The 21,867-nt window shown below is 59.1% G+C and carries 15 protein-coding genes; 10 read left to right on the forward strand and 5 right to left on the reverse strand.

The genetic code is table 11. From position 1 onward, the window contains the following. Nucleotides 1–213 precede the first annotated feature (213 nt). From hutI to E4T21_RS10600, 5 genes are all read left to right on the forward strand, one after another. Nucleotides 214–1,446: an imidazolonepropionase gene (hutI, locus tag E4T21_RS10580; RefSeq protein WP_149284953.1), complete on the forward strand. Its 1,233-nt coding sequence runs from the start codon at nucleotides 214–216 to the stop codon at nucleotides 1,444–1,446. Continuing rightward, a complete protein-coding gene (hutG, locus tag E4T21_RS10585) occupies nucleotides 1,439–2,413 on the forward strand; it encodes a formimidoylglutamase (protein ID WP_240349357.1) in 975 nt (324 codons plus the stop codon). Before hutI ends, hutG begins: the two co-directional genes overlap by 8 nt. Before the next feature lie 76 nt (nucleotides 2,414–2,489). Continuing rightward, entirely contained in the window at nucleotides 2,490–4,199 is a 1,710-nt protein-coding gene (gene hutU / locus E4T21_RS10590; protein WP_149284954.1) for a urocanate hydratase, read from the forward strand. 74 nt (nucleotides 4,200–4,273) lie between these two features. After that, complete coding sequence (gene hutH / locus E4T21_RS10595) at nucleotides 4,274–5,806, forward strand: histidine ammonia-lyase (RefSeq protein ID WP_149284955.1); 1,533 nt, start codon at nucleotides 4,274–4,276, stop codon at nucleotides 5,804–5,806. 113 nt (nucleotides 5,807–5,919) lie between these two features. Continuing rightward, the gene (locus E4T21_RS10600) at nucleotides 5,920–7,266 is read left to right on the forward strand and encodes a Na+/H+ antiporter family protein (RefSeq protein ID WP_149284956.1); all 1,347 of its coding nucleotides are present in this window, start codon (nucleotides 5,920–5,922) and stop codon (nucleotides 7,264–7,266) included. Nucleotides 7,267–7,324: 58 nt separating this feature from the next. On the opposite strand, the gene E4T21_RS10605 is transcribed toward E4T21_RS10600, so the two are convergent. The 3 genes from E4T21_RS10605 to hrpB all read right to left on the reverse strand — a co-directional run bounded on the left by E4T21_RS10605 (nucleotide 7,325) and on the right by hrpB (nucleotide 11,418). Then, nucleotides 7,325–7,822 carry a YchJ family protein gene (locus tag E4T21_RS10605; RefSeq protein ID WP_149284957.1) on the reverse strand — a complete coding sequence of 166 codons (498 nt, stop codon included), beginning with the start codon at nucleotides 7,820–7,822 and terminating at the stop codon, nucleotides 7,325–7,327. 21 nt (nucleotides 7,823–7,843) lie between these two features. Then, nucleotides 7,844–8,752 carry a glutaminase gene (locus E4T21_RS10610; RefSeq protein ID WP_149284958.1) on the reverse strand — a complete coding sequence of 303 codons (909 nt, stop codon included), beginning with the start codon at nucleotides 8,750–8,752 and terminating at the stop codon, nucleotides 7,844–7,846. Nucleotides 8,753–8,844: 92 nt separating this feature from the next. Further along, nucleotides 8,845–11,418: an ATP-dependent helicase HrpB gene (gene hrpB / locus E4T21_RS10615; RefSeq protein WP_240349358.1), complete on the reverse strand. Its 2,574-nt coding sequence runs from the start codon at nucleotides 11,416–11,418 to the stop codon at nucleotides 8,845–8,847. 176 nt (nucleotides 11,419–11,594) lie between these two features. On the opposite strand from hrpB, the gene E4T21_RS10620 reads away from it, so the two are divergent. Further along, nucleotides 11,595–12,968, forward strand: coding sequence for an NCS2 family permease (locus E4T21_RS10620; RefSeq protein WP_149284960.1), 1,374 nt, complete (start codon nucleotides 11,595–11,597; stop codon nucleotides 12,966–12,968). Nucleotides 12,969–12,993: 25 nt separating this feature from the next. On the opposite strand, the gene E4T21_RS10625 is transcribed toward E4T21_RS10620, so the two are convergent. Next, nucleotides 12,994–13,677, reverse strand: a complete 684-nt coding sequence (locus E4T21_RS10625; protein WP_149284961.1) for a TetR/AcrR family transcriptional regulator — start codon at nucleotides 13,675–13,677, stop codon at nucleotides 12,994–12,996. 218 nt (nucleotides 13,678–13,895) lie between these two features. On the opposite strand from E4T21_RS10625, the gene xdhA reads away from it, so the two are divergent. From xdhA to guaD, 4 genes are all read left to right on the forward strand, one after another. Continuing rightward, a complete protein-coding gene (xdhA, locus tag E4T21_RS10630) occupies nucleotides 13,896–15,386 on the forward strand; it encodes a xanthine dehydrogenase small subunit (protein ID WP_149284962.1) in 1,491 nt (496 codons plus the stop codon). Beyond that, a complete protein-coding gene (xdhB, locus tag E4T21_RS10635) occupies nucleotides 15,370–17,802 on the forward strand; it encodes a xanthine dehydrogenase molybdopterin binding subunit (RefSeq protein ID WP_149284963.1) in 2,433 nt (810 codons plus the stop codon). Before xdhA ends, xdhB begins: the two co-directional genes overlap by 17 nt. Then, on the forward strand, nucleotides 17,792–18,727 hold the full coding sequence (gene xdhC, locus E4T21_RS10640; RefSeq protein WP_149284964.1) for a xanthine dehydrogenase accessory protein XdhC: 936 nt from the start codon (nucleotides 17,792–17,794) through the stop codon (nucleotides 18,725–18,727). The genes xdhB and xdhC overlap by 11 nt, the downstream gene beginning before the upstream one ends. Nucleotides 18,728–19,097: 370 nt before the next feature. Further along, nucleotides 19,098–20,393 (forward strand): guanine deaminase, encoded by a 1,296-nt coding sequence (guaD, locus tag E4T21_RS10645; protein ID WP_240349381.1) that lies wholly within the window; start codon nucleotides 19,098–19,100, stop codon nucleotides 20,391–20,393. Nucleotides 20,394–20,610: 217 nt separating this feature from the next. Here guaD and E4T21_RS10650 read toward each other — a convergent pair whose 3' ends face one another. Further along, nucleotides 20,611–21,351 carry a carbonic anhydrase gene (locus tag E4T21_RS10650; protein ID WP_205423492.1) on the reverse strand — a complete coding sequence of 247 codons (741 nt, stop codon included), beginning with the start codon at nucleotides 21,349–21,351 and terminating at the stop codon, nucleotides 20,611–20,613. Nucleotides 21,352–21,867 lie beyond the last annotated feature (516 nt).

Raw genomic sequence — 21,867 nt, forward strand, 5'->3', positions numbered from 1 at the left:
ATTTGTATATACCATTCTGAGCAGCAGGTCTCTTTTCACACCGCCAAAAGCATGTAGACCTTAGTAGAACAAAATCCATAAAAAACACCTCAACTTACTGTTATAAAGTTATTTTATTGCCAGATTCATCACCATGTCCCTAGCCGATTTAGTGCTTGACGAAGATGTCATTCGGGGACGAATATATGTATATACATTAACAAGGAGCCTGTCATGTCCTCCTCCACCGCTCCCGTTCGTCGCCTATGGCGCGATGTGATCCTGTTCGATGGACTCAAGACGCACCCCGCACCCATGACAGTGGTCGTGGAAGGGGAACGCGTCACCGCACTGTTCCCCTCGGGAAACGACCATGACAAGAACCTCGACGTTCAGGCCATCGAGGAAGCTGTCGAAATGGGGCGAGGCGGTGTCATGACCCCCGGGCTGATCGACTGCCATACCCACCTGGTGTATGGCGGCCAACGGGCCAACGAGTTCGAAAGTCGACTGGAAGGAGTGTCCTATGCCGACATCTCCCGTCGCGGAGGCGGTATCCTTTCCACGGTTCGTGCCACTCGGGAAGCCAGCGAAGAGCATCTGTTCGAGACTGCCGCAGCTCGCCTGCAGGCCATGATCGACGACGGTGTCACCAGTGTGGAAATCAAGTCCGGCTATGGCCTCAGCGTCGAACACGAGCTGAAAATGCTGCGGGTTGCCAGGCGTCTCGATGAGCAATTCAAGGTTCGCGTCTTCACGACGCTGCTGGCGGCCCACGCCTTGCCGCCGGAGTATGCTGACCGCGCGGACGACTACATTGACCTGGTTTGTAACGAGATCCTGCCTGCTGCCTGCAAGGAAGGCCTGGTGGATGCCGTGGACGTGTTCTGTGAACACATCGCCTTCAGCCTCGAGCAATGCGAGCGCGTATTCCTCGCCGCCCACGATCTTGGCCTGCCGGTCAAGAGCCATGCCGAGCAACTATCCCTCTCCGGTGCCTCGCAACTGACAGCACGCTATCGCGGACTGTCTGCCGACCATATCGAATATCTTGACCAGAGCGGCATCGAGGCCATGGCGGCCGCAGGCACCGTTGGTGTTCTGCTTCCCGGAGCTTTTCACACGTTACGTGAAACCCAGTTTCCGCCCATTGCGGAGATGCGTAGCGCAGGCGTGCCCATGGCAGTGGCCTCTGATGCCAACCCAGGCACCTCTCCCATCGTCTTTCCGACCTTGATGCTCAACCTTGCCTGCACCTTGTTTCGCCTGACACCTCAGGAGGCTCTCGCGGGAATGACCTACAACGCAGCTCTGGCATTAGGTCGCACCGATATCGGTCGCCTGCATCCTGGTGCCGTCGCGGATCTGTGCATATGGGATGTCGATAGCCCGGCTGAACTGGCCTATGCGATACAGCCTGGACGCCTGCGCCAGCGCGTGCTGAAAGGAGAACTGACCCATGGCTGACAGCGCTATTGATATGACAACCAGCGACATGACAGTGTGGCGTGGCCGAGTGGATCCGGAGCCTGACAGCGACCGTTGGCATCAGCGTGTCCAGGCATATGGCACGGATAGCGAAAAAGGCGTGGTTATCACGGGTTTTGCCTGCGATGCCGGTGTGGCACGCAACCAAGGACGCAGCGGAGCTGCCGAGGGTCCAACGGCCATTCGTCGAGCACTGGCGCCTCTGGCCTGGCACCGTGACGCACCTGCCTACGACGGTGGTGACGTGCATTGCCAGGACGATGACATGGAGCGAGCCCAGGCCACCATGGGCCAGCATCTTGCTCGCATTCTCGATGCAGGTCACCTGCCCATCGTTCTGGGAGGCGGTCATGAGATGGCCTTTGCCAGCTGGTCGGGACTTTCCCACCATCTGGCAGAGCGCGAGCGACGCCCGATCGTCGCCATCATCAATCTGGACGCCCATTTCGACCTGCGCGACCCAAGCCATGTCCGTTCATCCGGGACACCCTTTACCCAGATTGCCGAAGACTGTGCGCAGCGCCGCTGGCCTTTCCGCTATGCCTGCCTTGGCGTCAGCCAGGCCGCCAATACCCGGGCTCTGTTCCAGCGTGCTGAACGACTCAAGGTGTTGGTGCGTCAGGACCATGAATTCCGTGACGAGCACATCCATGCCATCAAACGCGACGTACAGCGCCTGGTGACCAGTTGTGACCACGTCTACCTGAGCATCGACATGGATGTCTTTCCAGCCAGCGATGCTCCTGGTGTCAGTGCTCCCGCTGCTCGCGGTGTTGCCCTGTCCCACCTCGAGCCGATCCTCGAATGCCTGCGTACCAGCGGCAAGCTGCGCCTGATTGATATTGCCGAGGTCAATCCCTCTCACGATATCGATCAGCGCACCGCACGTCTGGCTGCACGCCTGATCCACCAGCTCACCCGGCCTAGCCTAGGCAACCCAGCTTAAGCCAATCCAGCTTCAGCTAATCCAACTTCAGCCAATCCAACTTCAGCCAATCCCATTTCTGAATGGAGCCACGACAATGAATCAGATCACCGAACCTACTACCGGCTCAACCATCACTGAGCGCTGCGATACCACTCGTCATATCGAAGCACCGACCGGGACAGAGCTGTCCTGCAAGAGCTGGCTGACCGAAGCGCCACTACGCATGCTGATGAACAACCTGCACCCGGATGTGGCCGAACGCCCTGAAGAGCTGGTGGTGTATGGTGGCATTGGCCGTGCTGCACGCGACTGGAAATGCTTCGACAAGATCGTGGAAGTGCTCAAGCGCCTCGAAGACGACCAGACGCTGTTGATTCAGTCCGGCAAGCCGGTAGGCGTCATCCCCACGCACAAGGATGCTCCCCGAGTACTGATCGCCAACTCCAACCTGGTCCCGGCCTGGGCCAACTGGGAACACTTCAACGAGCTGGATCGCAAGGGCCTGATGATGTACGGCCAGATGACCGCGGGGTCCTGGATCTACATTGGCTCCCAAGGCATTGTCCAGGGCACCTACGAAACCTTCGTCGAAGCCGGCCGCCAGCACTATGACGGCAACCTGAAAGGCCGCTGGATCCTGACTGCCGGCCTTGGTGGCATGGGCGGCGCCCAGCCCCTGGCTGCCAGCCTGGCCGGTGCCTGCTCGCTGAACATCGAATGCCAGCAATCACGCCTGGACTTCCGCCTGCGCACTCGTTACCTCGACGAACAGGCCGACGATCTGGACGACGCTCTGGCACGCATCGAGCGCTACACGCGTGAAGGCAAGGCGATTTCCATCGGACTTTGCGCCAATGCCGCCGATGTATTGCCAGAACTGGTCAAGCGCGGCGTACGCCCGGATATGGTCACTGATCAGACCAGCGCCCACGACCCGCTGCATGGCTACTTGCCGGCCGGCTGGAACTGGGATGAATATGTTGTCCGCGGCAAGAGCGAACCTGAAGCGGTGGTCAAGGCAGCCAAGCAGTCCATGGCCGTGCATGTGAAAGCCATGCTCGACTTCCAGCAGATGGGTGTGCCCACCTTCGACTACGGCAACAATATCCGTCAGATGGCCATGGAAGAAGGCGTTGCCAATGCCTTCGATTTCCCCGGGTTCGTGCCCGCCTACATTCGTCCGCTGTTCTGCCAGGGCATTGGCCCGTTCCGCTGGGCAGCATTGTCTGGTGACCCGGAAGATATCTACAAGACCGACGCCAAGGTCAAGGAACTGATCCCGGACGACAAGCACCTGCACAACTGGCTCGACATGGCTCGCGAACGCATCAGCTTCCAGGGGCTGCCGGCACGCATCTGCTGGGTCGGTCTGAAGGATCGCGCACGCCTCGGGCAGGCCTTCAATGAAATGGTCAAGAGTGGCGAACTCAAGGCCCCCGTCGTGATCGGACGCGACCACCTGGACTCCGGTTCCGTCGCCAGCCCCAACCGTGAAACCGAAGCCATGCTGGATGGCAGCGATGCCGTCTCCGACTGGCCGCTGCTCAATGCCCTGGCCAATACAGCCGGCGGTGCCACTTGGGTTTCCCTGCACCATGGCGGCGGTGTCGGTATGGGCTTCTCCCAGCATGCTGGTGTGGTCATTGTCGCCGATGGCAGCGACGACGCTCACGCACGGCTCGGCCGCGTGCTGCGCAATGACCCGGCCAGCGGCGTCATGCGTCATGCCGATGCCGGTTACGACATCGCCAAGCGCTGTGCACGTGAAAACGACCTCGACCTGCCGATGCTCGACAGCGAATAACGATATATAACGACAGATATACCGACAGGCATAACGACAGACATAACAACAGCATCCCTAACAGGATTCCCCTGATGACTCACATCGAAATTCAACCTGGCACGATGACCCTGGCGCAAGCGCGCCAGGTCTACCAAAGTGCTGCACAGGTGAGCTTGCCAGACAGCGCCAATGCCGCGATTCAGCGTGCCGTGGACTGCGTCAATCGGGTGGTGGCAGAGAACCGCACCGTTTACGGCATCAATACCGGTTTCGGCCTGCTGGCCCAGACCCGCATCGCCAACGAGGAGCTGGAAGACCTGCAGCGTTCGCTGGTGCTATCTCACTCCACGGGTGTCGGTGAGCCCATGGACGATGCCCTGGTACGCCTGATCATGGTGCTCAAGGTCAACAGCCTGGCCCGGGGCTTCTCCGGCATTCGCCGCGAGGTGCTCGATGCGCTGATGGCGCTGATCAATGCCGAAGTCTATCCACATATCCCGCTCAAGGGATCGGTGGGCGCCTCCGGCGATCTGGCTCCCCTGGCCCATATGAGCGTGGTACTGCTGGGCGAAGGCAAGGCCAGGTTCCGTGGTGAGTGGCTGCCCGCCAGTGAAGCCCTGAAAGTGGCTGGGCTCGAACCCATGCGTCTGGCACCCAAGGAAGGTCTGGCGCTGCTCAATGGCACTCAGGTTTCTACCGCTTATGCCCTCAAGGGGCTGTTCGACGCTGAAGACCTGTTTGCCGGAGCCAGCGTGTGCGGGTCACTGACCGTCGAGGCCACGCTGGGCTCTCGTTCACCCTTCGATGCTCGTATCCACGAGGCACGCGGCCAGCGCGGCCAGATCGATGCCGCGGCGACCTACCGTCATCTGCTTGGGGCAAGCAGCGAGGTCAGCGACTCCCATGCCAATTGCGATAAGGTGCAGGATCCCTATTCGCTGCGTTGCCAGCCCCAGGTCATGGGGGCGGTACTGACCCAGCTGCGCCAGGCTGCAGAAGTACTGGCCATCGAGCTCAACGCCGTCTCCGACAATCCGCTGGTGTTCGCCGAGGACGATGACATCATTTCCGGCGGCAACTTCCATGCAGAACCTGTCGCCATGGCGGCAGACAACCTTGCCCTGGCCATCGCCGAGATTGGTTCGCTTTCCGAGCGACGCATTTCACTGATGATGGACAAGCACATGTCGCAACTGCCGCCGTTCCTGGTCGAAAAAGGCGGCGTCAATTCCGGCTTCATGATTGCCCAGGTCACGGCAGCCGCCCTGGCCAGCGAGAACAAGGCGCTCGCTCACCCGCATAGTGTCGACAGCCTGCCAACTTCGGCCAACCAGGAAGACCATGTTTCCATGGCACCGGCCGCAGGCAGGCGCCTCTGGGAAATGGCTACCAATGTACGCGGCATCCTGGCCATTGAATGGCTTGCCGCCTGCCAGGGGCTCGACATGCGCAACGGCCTGAAGACCAGCGATAAACTGGAACAGGCTCGCAGCATCCTGCGCGAGAAAGTCACTCATTACGATGAAGACCGCTTCTTTGCACCGGACATTGATGCAGCAAGCACCCTGCTCTCCTCACGCATTCTGAATCCGTTCATGCCCGGCGGCACCTTGCCGAGCCACTGATGGCACCACAACGGAAGTCATGAAGAAAAGACGGCCTCGTCATCCTCACGGCGGGGCTGTTCTGCACATGCGGTAACACAATAAAGCCAATAAACCAGAAGGATCCCTTCCTGATGAATGCCATCGTACTTGCCATTCTCGTGATGGTGGGGCTCAGCCTCATGCGTGTTTCGGTCGTCTTCGCCCTGATTGCTGCGTCCATCGTGGGCGGCCTCTACGCAGGTCTTCCCGCCAACGAAATCGTCAGCGCCTTCAATGACGGACTGGGCGGTGGAGCTCCCGTCGCCCTGGCCTATGCCACACTGGGTGCCTTCGCCGTGATGCTGTCCCGCTCCGGTATCACTCAACGCCTTTCCATGAAAGTCATCGCCAGCTTCGAGGGAGGCCAACAGACGCAATCCCACGCCAGAATGGTGACCTGGGGGCTGTTCGGCACCCTGATCCTGGCCGGTTTTGCGGCCGAAACCATCATCCCGGTACACATTGCCTTCATCCCGATCCTGGTGCCGCCACTGCTGCTGGTCATGAATCATCTACAGCTGGATCGCCGTGCCGTGGCCTGCGCCATCACGTTCAGTATTACCGTGATGTACATGTCCATGCCCATCGGTTTTGGCACCATCTTCCTCAACGATATCCTGATGGGAAACATCAACGCCTCTGGAGCCGATGTTGGCCTGGAGGTGACTCGCGGCATGCTGCCCAAGGCCATGATCCTGCCGGCAGTCGGCATGCTGCTGGGGCTGCTGCTGGCTGTTTTCGTCAGCTACCGGCGCAAGCGCCAGTACCAGGACCTGCCCATTGATGGCTTCCAGAAGAGCGAGCACAACGCTGCCGGCCTCAAGGGCTGGCAACTGGGCATGATCGTCCTGGCGCTGGTGCTTGCACTGGTGGTTCAGCTGTGGAGCGGCTCGATGATCTTTGGCGGGCTGGCCGGGTTTGCCCTGCTCTCTTTCAGCGGCATCATCAACTGGAATGAACAGGACAGCGTCTTCACCCAAGGCATGCGATTGATGGCCATGGTCGGCTTCATCATGATTGCCGCTGCCGGATTCGCGGGGGTAATGAAGGCAACGGGAGAGATTCCCGCGCTTGTCGAAGGCTCCGTCGCGCTGATCGGTGACAACAAGTCTCTCGCGGCACTGGTCATGCTGCTGGTCGGCCTGTTCATTACCATGGGCATTGGTTCGTCTTTCTCGACCATTCCCATCATTGCCGCCATCTATGTACCGATGTGCCACACCTTCGGCTTCTCGCCAATGGCCACGGTAGCACTGATCGGCACCGCCGCCGCCCTGGGCGATGCTGGGTCGCCGGCTTCAGACTCGACGCTTGGCCCCACTGCCGGCCTGAATGCCGACAACCAGCACGATCATATCTGGGATACCGTGGTTCCCACTTTCCTGCACTTCAACCTGCCGTTGATCGCTGCCGGATGGCTGGCTGCCACGATTCTGTAAGCACCACAACTCCGAGGCCTGTCTGAAAGACCCTTTTCAGACAGGCCTCGAAAAAAACTCAGCGCCCACAGCAGGACTTGAACTTCTTGCCACTGCCACACGGGCAAACATCATTACGCCCCGGCTTGAGCCTGGTCACCTTCGGTTCACCATCCATATAGACCCAACGTCCTTCCAGGCGTACAAAGCGCGAGCGCTCTTCAAGCACGCCCCAACGCCGCCGCCCGGGTGGCCCTTCCTGGAAAGTGGCGCGGAAATGCACCCAGCCTTCATTGCCGATATTCCCTTCGCCATTCCCTTCGCCAGAGTTTTCTCCGTGGTCCAGAATTTCCAGACGCACCCAACGCGTGGTGTCCTGCTCCAGATCGAGTGACGCGGGACAGGTATCAGGATGCCAGGAGTGGATCAGGTAATCATGCAGCCCCAAGGCAAAGGCACTGAAGCGGGAGCGCATCAGTGCCTGCGGACTTTGCGCCAGCTGCCCCTGGTGAATACTCCCACAGCACTCGGCGAGTGACTCACCGCTGCCGCACGGGCAAGGCATTACAGGTGTCATCAATCGCTCCTTAGGCCACGTTCAAGCAAAGACCGACCAGCCAGTCGCCTTGGAAAGACTCTCGAGCGCCTTGGTACCCTGCTTGGAGTTACCATACTGGTCGAGGCCCGGTGACCACACGGCAATAGAGGCGACATTGGGTACCACCGCCATGATGCCCCCGCCGACACCACTCTTGCCGGGAAAACCGACGCGATAGGCGAACTCACCAGAGCCATCGTAGTGACCACAGGTCATCATCAAGGCATTGATAGACCGCACCCTTTCGATACCGATCATGCGATGCCCACGGAAACCGCCACACAAGAAGCGTGCCGCGCGGGCCAGTTGAACGGTAGTCATCTCGATAGCGCAATGGTGAAAGTACGTCCCCAGCGCACGGTCGCAGTCATTATGGAGATTGCCGCAGGAACGCAAGAAGTGGGCCAGGGCATAATTGCGATCGCCAGTGCGCTGTTCAGAGCGCGCCACGTATTCATTGATGTGGACATCACTATCGTCTGCTGCTTCACGCAGGAAACTGAGGATTTCCCCAAGCGTCTCGCGCGGTGCACGCTGGCCCAGCACAGCGTCAGTGGTCACGATGGCACCGGCGTTGATAAAGGGGTTGCGGGGAATGCCTTGCTCTCTTTCCAGCTGAACGATGGAATTGAAGGCCCGCCCCGAGGGTTCTCGCCCGACACGCTCCCACAATCGACCGCCCAACCGCCCAAGGGCCAACGCCAACGTGAATACCTTGGAGACGCTCTGGATCGAGAACGGTACCTGCACATCGCCCGCGTGGTATTCCTGGCCATCCACCGTACACACGCTGATGGCAAACTGAGCAGGGTCGATGCTGGCCAGTTCAGGAATATAACTGGCGACCTGTCCCCAGTCGTTACGTTGCCTGGCATCACGATCAAGGGTTTCCAACAGGGCTTGCAGCATGGCCTGGGTCCGTGGCGAAGGTAATGGAAAAGAAGTGAAAAAGGATCGCGATGGTCGCCTTCACACACGCTACTGTCAACCACCCAGGCTATTTAGCTCCCACGGTTCAATGCCCGTTTAGTATGTCGTGTTGCCGATGCCGTAAAAGGATCCTCCGGCCAGGGATGTTTGGGATAACGGCCGCGCATTTCCTTGCGTACCTGCGGATAGACATTGCGCCAGAAGCTTTCGAGATCCATGGTCACAGCCAGCGGACGTTGTGCCGGCGACAACAGCTCCAGTCGCACAGGCACCCTGCCCTCGACAATTCGCGGTGTCTGGCGACAACCAAACAAGGTTTGCAGCTTGGCCGCCAATACCGGCACTACCTTGCTTCCCTCTACATCATCTGACACGTCACCATCCATGACATAGCGAAGCGCTGCACTATCACCACTGGGCAGAGGTAAACGAGTGGGAGCCAGCTCGTCCAGGCGTCCAGCCAATGGCCAGGGCAGACGCTCCTTGAGCAACTTTTCCCAAGGTAGCGCCAGCATCTGGGACAAACGGGACATTCCTGCCAGATGCGGCCCTAGCCACTCCCCAAGCTCCGCCAGCAGAGCAGCATCAGAAAGGTCTGGCCAGGCTGGATCATGTTCACTGCGCAGCAAGGCAACCCTTGCCCGCAACGTCTCGGCGCTCTCATCCAGCGGCAGCTGTCCACGCTGACGCACGACATTCAACAACGCATCACGACATGCCTCTGCGCTCGGAGGACCGCCCAGAGGGCGGCGCTCGAGTATGACTGAGCCTACCCCTCGTACGCGCTCACCTACGAGACGTTCCTCATCGTCCGACCACTCGAGCCGCTCCTGCCACTGCCGGGTTTCAGGAAAGTGTGCTTCGAGATCTTCCCGCGCCAAACGTACCCCGCGATACAGTCGGGCGGCCTTTGAATCCCCATCGGTATCCAGCGCGATAAGCAGTGCTTCGTGCCCCAGCGCCTGGTCTGCAGGCATCGTGACCAGGCCACCACCGACCAGACGAAAACGTCCTGGCTCGATGCATTGCGCCACACGATCAGGAAAGGCCAGCAGCAGTAGTGCTCCCAATGCGGTTTCCCTGGCTTGATTCAGCGAGACACCGCCCAGGCTGGCCAGGCGCCGGGCTTCCCTTGACCATTGGGGTGAGGACTTCGGCTGGGCCAGCAACTGAGCGAAGCCCGCCTCCAGATCCCGGCTGGCACCGTTATCGCGATACTCCAGCCATGCCGCCAGGGCACACGCTGTCGCCAGTTTCTGGGGAGATTGCTGACTGGCGATCTCCAGCATCGCCGCCAGACGCGGATGGGTCGGCCAGCGGGCTGCCTGACGACCCAACACCGTCAGCCCCGCTTCACCATCAAGCAGGCCAAGGCGCTGCAAGAGCGCTCGCCCAGCAAGAAGGGCCGACCTTGCCGGAGCCGTTACCCAACTCAGTGCCTGGGAGTCCTTGACGCCCCAGCGCGCCAGCTCGAAGGCCAGATCTGCCAAGTCTGCCTGCTGGATTTCGGGCTCACCATGAGGCACCAAAGGCTGCTCCTCGGCCCAGAGCCGATAGCAGACACCTGGCCCTTGACGCCCCGCTCGACCACGTCTCTGGTCGGCACTGGCACGGTTGACTCTGCGTGTCTCCAGGCGACTGAAACCGGTTCGGGCCTGATAGACCGGCACCCGTTCCAGTCCTGCATCAATGACGCAGCGCACTCCATCGACGGTAACACTGGACTCACAGATAGCCGTGGAAATCACCACACGACGACGTCCATCTGCCAATGGCTGAAGTGCCTTGCGCTGGGCCTCAAGGGGCATTCGTCCATGCAGCGGCATCACTGACAAATGTGGCTGCGTCTCGGCCAGCTCCCGGCGCAGTCGCTCGATTTCTGCCACCCCCGGGAGAATGACCAGGACATCGCCGTTTGCCTGCTCTTCGGTGGTCTGCTTTTCTGCTGTCTGGCCTTCTGTTGCTCGATCAGCCGTGACACGAGCAAGCGCCTCACTGACCACCTGGGCCTGATGGCGCCAGGGTTCCACCCGTGACGCTGGCGGACGGTAATGCGTGACCACCGGATACTGTCGGCCGGGGCATTCCACGACCGCGATATCGTCTCCCATTACCCCTTGCAAGGCAGCCACATCGAGGGTTGCCGACATCACCAGCAAGCGCAGATCTTCACGCAGCCCTTGCTGCACATCCAGCGTCAGCGCCAGCCCCAGGTCAGCCTCCAGACTACGCTCATGAAATTCATCGAAGATGACACCGCTGACCCCTTCAAGCATGGGGTCGTCTTGCAGCATGCGAGCCAGCACCCCTTGGGTCACGACCTCGATACGGGTCTTCGCCCCAACCCGGCTTTCTCCACGCATGCGGTAGCCAACCGTCTCGCCCACCGCCTCGCCAAGTTGAGCCGCCATGTAACCCGCCGCCAGGCGTGCGGCGACTCGCCGGGGCTCCAGCAGCAATAGACGGCCGTTGCCCCCATCACCTTGGCACCAGGTGGTATCGAGCAGCGCCAATGGCACCCGCGTAGTCTTGCCCGCTCCCGGCTCGGCTACCAGCAAGGCGCGGTTACGAACATGCAGTGCCTCGATCAATTGCGGAAGCTTGTCATCAATGGGAAGAGCGGGACTTTCGTATACAACACTCACAACTTTTGTTGCCTTCATGATGGATTTTTGTCTACGCTTGAGCATAGTTGACCGATAGGTCAGTTTTTCCACATCCATGACCACGACATGCCAATGGCGACTACCCTAACCGACTGACTCATGCCAACAACGGCACCATTGAAATAAATTCCCAATAAATACAAGAGAATACTGCCATGACACAAAGCTCCACATCTTATGCGGAAGAGACTTCCGCAGCGGACGCCTCGCGCACGTCCCACCACTGGCTGGATCGTTATTTCAATGTCAGCCGACGCGGATCTTCTCTAAGAACCGAACTGCTGGCCGGCGTCGCCACCTTCCTGGCCGGGATGTATATCATCGTGGTCAATCCCGCCATTCTATCCGATGCAGGCATACCTTTTTCCGCTGCGCTCTCCGCCACAGTGGTCATCAGCTTCTTCAGCAGCCTGGCCATGGGGCTATATGCCCGCAACCCGATACTGGTCGCGCCGGGAATGGGCATGAATGCCCTGTTTACCTATACCCTGGTACTCGGTGCCGGATTGTCCTGGGAGGTGGCCCTGGGCTGTGTATTCTGGTCGGGCGTGCTGTTCGCGGTACTGGCATTGTTCAACGTGCGCGAGGCCATCATCGATGCCATTCCAGCCTCACTGCGTTATGCCATCACTTGCGGCATCGGCCTGTTCATCACCTTCATCGGCTTGAAGAACGCCGGCTTCATCGTTGCCAACCCCGCCACTCTGGTCACACTGGGCAACATCGACATCAGTCTTGGTACTTTCTTCATTGGCTTGATCGTCACCGCAGTGCTGGTGATTCGTGGTTTCAATGGTGCCCTGATCCTGGGCATTGCGGTGACCACATTGCTCGCAGCTCCCATGGGACGCCTGTGGGGAGACGAAGTCGTGGTCGCCTGGCAGGGCCTGGCCTCCTGGCCGGACTTCTCTGCCGTCATGAAGGTCGACATCATCGGCGCCCTGAAGGTGGCTTACCTGCCCTTCATCTTCGTCATGCTGTTCACCAACTTCTTCGATTCGCTGTCCTGCTTCATGGCCCTGGCAGAATCAGCTGATCTCAAGGATGCCAATGGCAACCCACGCAACCTCAAGCGCTCCATGACCGTGGATGCCTTCGCCTCCATGATCGCAGCACCATTAGGCACCAGCGCTGCCCAGACCTTCATCGAATCGGGTGCTGGTGTGGCCCAAGGCGGCCGGACCGGCCTCACTGCCGTGACCATTGCCTTCCTGTTCCTGCCGTTCCTGTTCCTGTCGCCCTTGCTGTCCCTGGTACCCAGTATCGCAACGGCCCCTGCCCTGGTACTGGTCGGACTGTTCATGATGGCGCCGATTGCCAAGATCGACTGGAACCGTTTCGAAGATGCCTTTCCAGCATTCCTGGCCATCATTCTGATGCCGCTGACCTATTCCATCACCCTGGGTATCGCCTTCGGCTTCATGAGCTTCGTGCTGATCAAGGTGGCAACCGGCAAGCTCTCGGACATCAAGCCCGCCATGTGGGTCTCGGCAGTGCTGGCACTGGTGATGCTGGTGACCGCGCAATAAGGCAGATACGAGGCGGCTGCCAACGTTACAAGCGAAGCCCAGCCGTCTCGACGCCGCACCCTTTGAGCACGACCTGGGTGAGAAAGGCCGTGATGCGCTCGATATCATCATCTTTCAGTGCATCACGCCCGGTGATGCCCAGCACCTGGGCCTCGAAATCCGCGTAATGCTGGGTTGCCGACCAGATAAGAAATATCAGCGACACGGGGTCGACAGGGTCCATCAGCCCCCGCTCGGCCCAGCCTCGAAAGACCTTGGCGCGACTTTCGACCCATTCGCGTAACTCACCACGCAGGAAATCCTGAAGGAAAGGCGCCCCCTGAAGAATCTCGGAAGCAAAAAGCCGCGATGCCTGGGGGTAGAGTCGCGACATTTCCATCTTGGAACGGATGAAGGCACTGAGCACCTGGGCGGGGTCATCATCTTCACTGATGTCATCCAGCATGGTATTCCAGCGTTCCATCACACCTTCAAGCAAGCGCACATAGAGAGCCTTCTTGCTGCCCATGTAGTAAAGCACGTTGGACTTGGGCAATCCGGCTTCTTCCGCGATCGCCTGCAGGCTGGCACCACGATAGCCATGCCGAGCGAACACCCGCTCGGCAGCTTCGAGTATCTCGCGCTCATTACGCTGACGAATGGCACCGCCCGCTTCCTGCCCATTATCCCGCGCTACCGTGGTGGAACCGACCTGTGACGCTTTCGCCATGGCACTCACTCGTTATCCATTTATCTAAGAAGAAAGAGAAGGAAGAAAGAGAAGAGTGCCTGATACACCCGCCTGCTGACAATTCGCCACAGGTTGCAGAAGCAGGCTGAGATGGAAACAGCAGAAAAAATTTCCAACTTGCACTTGAAGAATCTGACCGAATGGTCAACTATTGAATCAGAGATACCATAATGACAACTATCTGTCAGGACCCTGCCATGATTGAGTTCTACCTCAATGGACAACCGCAGCGCCTTGCGGCGGATGCCCACCTCAGTGTCTTGGAGCTGCTGCGAGAGCAGCTCGGCATGACCGGCACCAAAGAAGGCTGTGCCTCCGGCGACTGCGGCGCCTGTACCGTTGCTATCGGTGAGCCGGACAGTACCGGCGAGCTCCGCTACCGCAGTGCCAATGCCTGCATCATGCCGGCCCACCAACTGCAGGGCCGCCATCTGGTCACCGTGGAAGGACTGGCCGAAGGCGAGCATCTGCACCCTGCTCAGGTCGCCATGGTCGATTGCCATGGCAGCCAGTGCGGTTTCTGTACGCCTGGTATCGTGATGTCGCTGTTTACCTTGCACGAAGAACAGCGCACACGCCCTGCGCCCCTGACACCTGAGCGCCTGGAAGCCGCCCTGGGTGGCAATTTGTGTCGCTGCACGGGATACCGGCCGATCCGAGATGCCGCACTGAGCATGAACGACATCGAAGGCCACCTTCCTGCATGGCTGGCAGATCCATCTCTGGCAGAACGATTGGCCGTGAACGTCGGCGATGATGCTCACATCGACCAAGCGAACAGCCGTTTCCACCAGCCCACTCAGCTGGCTGAACTAGTAGAACTGCGCAGCGCACATCCCCAGGCTCGCCTGGTCGCTGGCGGAACTGACCTGTGGCTCGAAGCAACCCAGCGACTGCTCGACTTTCCTTCCATCATCGATGTCACCCGAGTCAAGGAACTATGTGCCATCGAGACAGGGGTAGACATGGCGGGTCGTTCTGGCTGGTGGGTCGGCGCAGCCATGACCTACGCTGACCTCGAACCGTTGCTGGAACGCGAATACCCCACCTTCGCCCATCTGTTGCATCGCCTTGGCTCTGCTCAAGTACGCAACCGAGGTACCCTGGGCGGCAATGTGGCCAACGCTTCGCCTATCGGCGATACCCCACCCGTACTGCTGGCACTGGATGCTCAGTTGCGACTGGCAGGTCCCAACGGCACTCGCGAGATACCCGCGGAAGCCTTCTTCCTCGATTACAAGAAGACCGAACTGGCGGCAGACGAAGTGTTGGCGGCGATTTTCCTTCCAGCCCCTGTGCAAGGACACGAGCTCAAGGTGTGGAAACTCTCCAAACGCCGCGAAGATGACATTTCCGCCGTACTTGGCGCCTTTGCATGGAAAATCGAGGATGGCTGCCTGAGTGATGTGCGCCTGGCTTTTGGTGGCATGGCCGGCATCCCGGCTCGCGCCAAGGGCGCCGAAGCAGTTTTACTGGGCCAGCCCCCGTCAGCGGCAATCTTTCAAGCAGCACGACAGGCTCTGGCCAAGGATTTTTCGCCAATGAGCGATGTGCGTGGCAGTGCCGACTATCGCACCCATTCTGCTCAGGCTTTGCTTGAGCGCCTGCGACTGGTGATGGCCAACCCTACCGACTCATCTTCCACTTCTGCCGTTCAGGAGGTGATGCTCCATGCGTACGCTCATTGATCTTCCCCCGGAAACCACACCGTCGCGCGAGCAACACGCCAAACAGCAGCCAGCGCAGCAGAAGCAAGACAATAGCGGCGGCTTCTCTGGTAAACCTGAACGCCATGAAAGTGCCATCAAGCATGTCACCGGGCGTGCTGCCTACATCGATGACCTGGCCACGCCAGCCAATGCCCTGCATCTTGCCCTGGGCTTGTCGCCGGTTGCCCATGGCCGCATCACACGGCTGGACCTTGATGCCGTACGCAGCGCGCCAGGGGTCGTCGATGTGATCACTGTCGCCGATGTGCCAGGACACACGGATATTGGCCCCGTCTTCCCTGGCGATCCGATCATGACGGATGGAGAAGTTCTGTACGCCGGCCAGGTCATGTTTGCCGTGGCCGCGCACAGCTATCGCGCTGCGCGTCAGGCTGCGCTCAAGGCTGTTATCGAGATCGATGAACAGCCTGCCAGCCTCGACCCGGTAGCCGCTGCCGAAGCTGGCGACTTTGTGCGCCCGACGCATCAGCAGGTCAGCGGCGATTGGGAGAAGGCCCTGGCCGAGGCCCCCATCACCATCTCTGGAGAGCAGTTCGTCGGCGGCCAGGAACACTTCTATCTCGAAGGTCAGGCCTGTGTGGTGCATCCCAGTGAAGATGAGGGGGTAATGGTTCACACCTCCAACCAGCACCCCAGTGAAACCCAGAAACTGGTGGCCGAAGTGCTTGGTGTGCCACTGCATGCGGTCACCGTAGAAACCCGACGCATGGGAGGCGGTTTTGGCGGCAAGGAAACCCAGGCATCGCCCTGGGCGTGCATTGCCGCGATCATTGCACGACGCACGGGCCGCAGCTGCCGCCTGAGGCTGCCGCGCAGTGAAGACATGCGCGTCACCGGAAAACGCCACCCCTTCCATAACCGCTACTGTCTCGCTATCGACAACAGCGGTGTGATCCAGGGTGGCGATATCACCGTGATCGGCGATTGCGGCTATTCACCGGACCTTTCTGATGCCATCGTCGACCGTGCCATGTTCCATTCGGACAATGCCTATTCTCTGGGTGATGCGCGTGTTACGGGTCATCGTGCGCGTACCCATACAGCGTCCAACACAGCTTACCGCGGCTTCGGCGGCCCTCAGGGCATGATGGTGATAGAAGCGGCCATGGAAGATATCGCCCGCCGGGTCGGTGAAGACCCGCTTACGGTGCGCAAGCGTAACCTGTATCGCCAAGGGCGCAGCGTGACGCACTATGGGCAGAGCGTCGATCAGATCGCCCTGCTGCATGAGCTGATCGACAGGCTCGAGTCCTCCAGCGAATACTGGCAACGCCGCCAGACCATCCGCGAATTCAATGCTTCAAGTCCGGTGATTCGCAAGGGACTGGCCCTGACACCAGTGAAGTTCGGGATTTCCTTTACCGCTCAGCACCTCAACCAGGCCGGAGCCCTGCTCCACGTCTATACCGATGGCAGCGTGATGATCAATCACGGCGGCACCGAAATGGGCCAGGGCCTGCACACCAAGATCTGCCAAGTCGTGGCGCGTGAGCTGGGGCTGGATCTTGCCACGGTACGTATTACCGCGACACGTACCGACAAGGTGCCCAACACCTCACCCACGGCCGCATCCAGCGGTGCCGACCTTAACGGACAGGCCGCTCGGGATGCTGCACTCAAGCTCAAGACCCGGCTGTTTGACTTCGCCGCAGAACATTATCATCTCGACCGCGAAGCCATGCGCCTGGAAAACGGCTACCTGATCGCCGGCATCGGAGAAAGCCAGCGTCATATCAGTTGGGGCGAGCTGGTCCAGACCGCCTACCTGTCGCGCATTTCCCTGTCGGAGAAAGGCTTCTACGCGACACCCTTGATCCATTACGACCGCGCCACTGGTAGCGGCCGCCCGTTCTACTACTTTGCTTTCGGAGCAGCGGTATCCGAGGTGTCCGTGGATACCCTGACCGGCGAGTATCAGGTGGACCGTGTCGATATCCTTCACGATGTCGGAGATTCACTCAACCCTGCCATCGACCTCGGCCAGGTGGAAGGTGGCTTTATCCAGGGCATGGGCTGGTTGACCAGTGAAGAACTCAAGTGGAACGAGCGCGGTCAATTGATTTCCCATGGCCCTGCCACCTACAAGATTCCCACCTATGGTGACCTTCCACCGACCTTCAACGTCCAATTGCTGGAAGGCCATCCCAATTCCATGGCCAGCATCTATCGTTCCAAGGCGGTGGGAGAACCCCCCTTCATGCTGGGCATCTCCGTGTGGGCCGCCCTGCGCGATGCACTCTCCAGCCTGACCGGTTACAGCCAGGCGGTGCGCCTGGATACGCCCGCCACTCCCGAACGCGTCATGGCGGCCGCAGATAACGCCCGCCGCCTGATGCTGGAAGCGGCCAATGGAGGAAGGGGCAATGGCCACTGAACGTTGGTACGAAGCCCTGGCCCGGCTGCAACGCCAGGGCCTGCCCCATGTGCTCGCCACCCAGGTGACCAGCCTGGGCTCCACACCTCGTGAGCCGGGAGCGCGCATGGTCATTACCGAAGATGCCGTCTACGACACCCTCGGCGGCGGTACCTTTGAATGGCAGGTCATCGCTGCGGCTCGCAAGAATCTCAGCGAAGGACATACCGGCATGCAGCTGGAAGCCTTCTCTCTGGGTGGTCGCAGCGGCCAATGCTGCGGCGGCTTCGTCAACGTCATCCTCGAGACATATCCCGGTGTCGAGGTACATGTCGCGGTCTTTGGTGCGGGGCATGTAGGCCGTGCACTGGCCGAACTGGCAGCGCCACTGGAGTGGCGCATGGATTGGTTCGACAGCCGCGACAGCGCCTTTGATGACTTGGAAACGGCCCCTCCACGTCAATATCGTCATCACCTCAACTCCCCCGAACAGGCCGTCGCCAATCTGCTCGCAGGTAGCCATGCTCTGGTGCTGACTCATGACCATGCTGAGGATTTCGCCTTGATCGATGCCCTGCTGAAACGCAGCGACATAGGCTCGATAGGCCTGATTGGCTCGAAAAGCAAATGGGCAAGCTTCCGCCGACGCTTGCTCGCTGCAGGCCATGGTGATGCAGATGTTGCTCGTGTGCGCTGTCCGATTGGCGACTCCGGTGGCGACAAGCGCCCCTATGCTGTCGCCCTGTCCGCCCTGGCAGAACTGCTCCCTATCAGTGCCACCCAGGCCGGCAGTAACAAACTGAGCAGTGACAGAGTGGGTAATGACAAAGTGGGCAGTGACAGTGCAGGTGGCGACAACGATGGAAGAGACGTCCGCGGAGAGGCCCGCAAAGAACGGCAACAGCGTGGTATTCCCAGCGACAAGGTGCGCAGTCTGTTTGATTGAGACTGCCTACTGATGCTTCATACAAGGAAATATTGAATAAATCAGCCGAGCGAGATGAAGAACAAGGCGCACGGAGCGCAACAACTGGAGCCTATGGGTATAGGTGAAGATTGACGGGACGGCCACCCGCCGGGCAGGCGCTCCAGCACCGCGCACCAATTCGCCGGGAGCGAATTGGAACTTCCTTCGGATGGCCCGGAGGGTAGCCGACAGGGATGGCGGCGAAAGCCCAGTGATTCGCACGCGCAGGCATTTATGCGATGTTTCCACAGGATTCAAGAGCCCTATCATGATCAACCCAGACCCAAGCCTGAACCAAGCGCACTCCCCCACCCAGGACGAATCCCTGGATACTGGCCGCGACTGGCTGATGCGAGCCCGCATCCTCAGTTTCGACAGCGACCCTGGCGACGCCGACTCGCCGCGGGAAGGCAGCGTGGTCTACCACCAGGATGGCGCCCTGTGGTGGGCCAACGGGCGTATTCAGGCCGTGGGAGACTATACGGAACTGGCACCGCGCCTGCCTGCCGATATCAGCATCATCGACCAACGCGACAAACTGGTCATGCCGGGTTTCATCGACAGCCATGTGCATTACGTTCAGCTCGAGATCATGGCCTCCTATGGCCGCCAGTTGCTGGACTGGCTCAACGAATACACCTTCCCGGAAGAATGCCGTTTCGCTCAGTTCGCCCATGCCGAGAAAATGGCCGATGTCTTCCTCGACGAGCTGATGCGAGTAGGCACCACCACTGCCCAGGTGTTCTGTTCCAGTCACCCCAATTCCGTGGATGCCTTCTTTACCGCTGCCCAACGGCGTGGCCTGTGCATGCTGGCGGGCAAAGTGCTGATGGATCGCCATGCCCCGGACAGCCTGACCGATGACACCATTGGCGGTATTCGTGATAGCGAACGCCTGATCAGCGACTGGCATGGCACAGATCGTCTTGGATACAGCGTGACACCACGCTTTGCCCCCACATCGACCCGGGCCCAGCTCGATGCTGCTGGCGGCCTGCTGCGCAACGACCCGAGCCTGTGGCTGCAGACGCACCTGTCGGAAAACCTCGGCGAGCTGGACTGGGTAGCCGAGCTGTTCCCGGACAGTCGCGATTATCTCGAGGTCTATGAGCAATCTGGCCTGGTCGGGCCTCGCAGCACTTTCGCCCATGGCATTCACCTGGACGACGGCATGCGCCAACGCCTGGCTGAACGCGGTGCCAACATCGCCTTCTGTCCCAGTTCCAACCTGTTCCTCGGCAGCGGGCTATTCGACCGACGTGCAGCCCGAGACACCGGCCTCAACCTGACCCTGGCCAGCGATATTGGCGCCGGTACCGACCTATCCGGACTGGCTACGCTCAAGGCCGGTTATCAGGTCGGCCAATTACGCGGCCAGCCACTCACCGCCTGGGCCGGTTTCCATGCCTTGACGCTGGGCAATGCACAGTCTCTGTCACTGGATGATCGTATCGGCCGCCTCGCCCACGGCATGGAAGCAGACTTCGTCGTCATCGACTTGTTCGCTTCCCCCTTGTTGGCCCGCCGCATGTCCCGCTGCCAGACCCTGGCCGAAGAACTATTCACCCTGATGATGCTCGGCGACGACCGAGCCATCTACGAAACCTGGGCCGGCGGGCGACTGCAGCATCGTCGCAGTGCTTAGGCGATAAAGGAAAAGGAAAAGGAAAAGGAAAAGGAAAAGGAAAAGAAGGAATTCAAAGACAATTTGAAGAGAATTTAAAGAGAGTTCATAGAAGATTTTAGGGGAGATATTTCGCGGCCTTCATGGCCGCTTTTTTTGTTCCGGGAAAGTTCGCCAACAACGAATCACTTCTTCAGGCTTTGTCAGCAGGGCTTGCCTGCTGACAAAGTGACCCGCCTTACTGCAGTACGTAGCGCCGACCTAGATCTTGTGTCGGACGCGCATCGTTGCTGTAGAGTTTGGCGAACGCTTCGATGTTCTTATCAGAGACCTTCATTGGAGTCTTGATGATGGCCCAATCGACAATTTCTGAACATGGTGGCGTAGTCAGCGAGCCGCGGTAGGTGTAGAAGGAGAGATCCTCCGGCAACAGGTCGCGAGGACTCTCCTTACCCAGATGTGCTTCTCCTATAGTACCGGTGGCGCTACTCAGGCTGTCGTTGAACACCATGTTTTCACCACCGCCCTCCAGAAGAACGGCTATGACCGCAAGAGAACCATCACTGGCCTGATGTACAAAGTGGGCCTCGGCTGGAAAGTGCTTGCCGTTGATCGTGTGCTCGGACGGATGATGGAAATGAAATTGCTTGAGGGTATATTGCTTGCCATTGATCGTCGCACTGCCAAGGTCAGCGCCATTATCCTGAATTCCGTGACCAGTGTTGGCGACAGAAAGGTCCACGCTTTCGTTCCAGTTGATCTCAAGCGGAAGCAGTTCTGCATCTACGACTGAAGACGGCTGGATATCAATCGGTGACTGCTGGTCACCGGCACAGGATGCGAAATTTTCATGCAGGCTCGCCCAGTGTTCCGGCCCGGTATCTCCTTCATAACTCCACTTGACTTCACTGGCCAGCGCAGCAGTACCAAATGCCACAGAAAGTGCAGCGACAATTGCCAACTTCTTGAAATGCGACATCATACATTCCTTTTAATAAACACTCATGATCAGATAACCGAGCGTGGACAGCACAACCGCAACGACAATATCAACAGGCGCTAATCCATGAAGACGCATTATAAAAAATAGCTGCTCCGCCACCTTGACTCAGCTCAGCCACTCAGTTGTCAGCACCTGACTGTCATGAAGCGTGATGATTGCCATGACCTATCACAACAAGGAAAACGTTGGCTTCGCAATTCCCCCGCATGATCCCGCACAGAATTGCGACCATGCCCAGCACTATTAAGTGGAATTTATTCAGGAAATAATGAAGCACTTTCAGTACGTAATCGCTAAATTTATGCAGAAAAATACCATCTAAAATACATCTAAAAAATGCATCTTTAAAAAGATAAAACCCAACTATACATCTCAACTGACTGGTATGTTTAATACAGAATTACTGGCTGGTGGTTTTCGTCACAGGGAGGGTAATCAGCACGAAAAGTCAACAAAAACTCATTGAAGAAAAGACAGGTAGCCACTGTCCAC

This window comes from Halomonas binhaiensis, from assembly GCF_008329985.2.
In the GTDB taxonomy this organism is placed as follows: domain Bacteria; phylum Pseudomonadota; class Gammaproteobacteria; order Pseudomonadales; family Halomonadaceae; genus Halomonas; species Halomonas binhaiensis.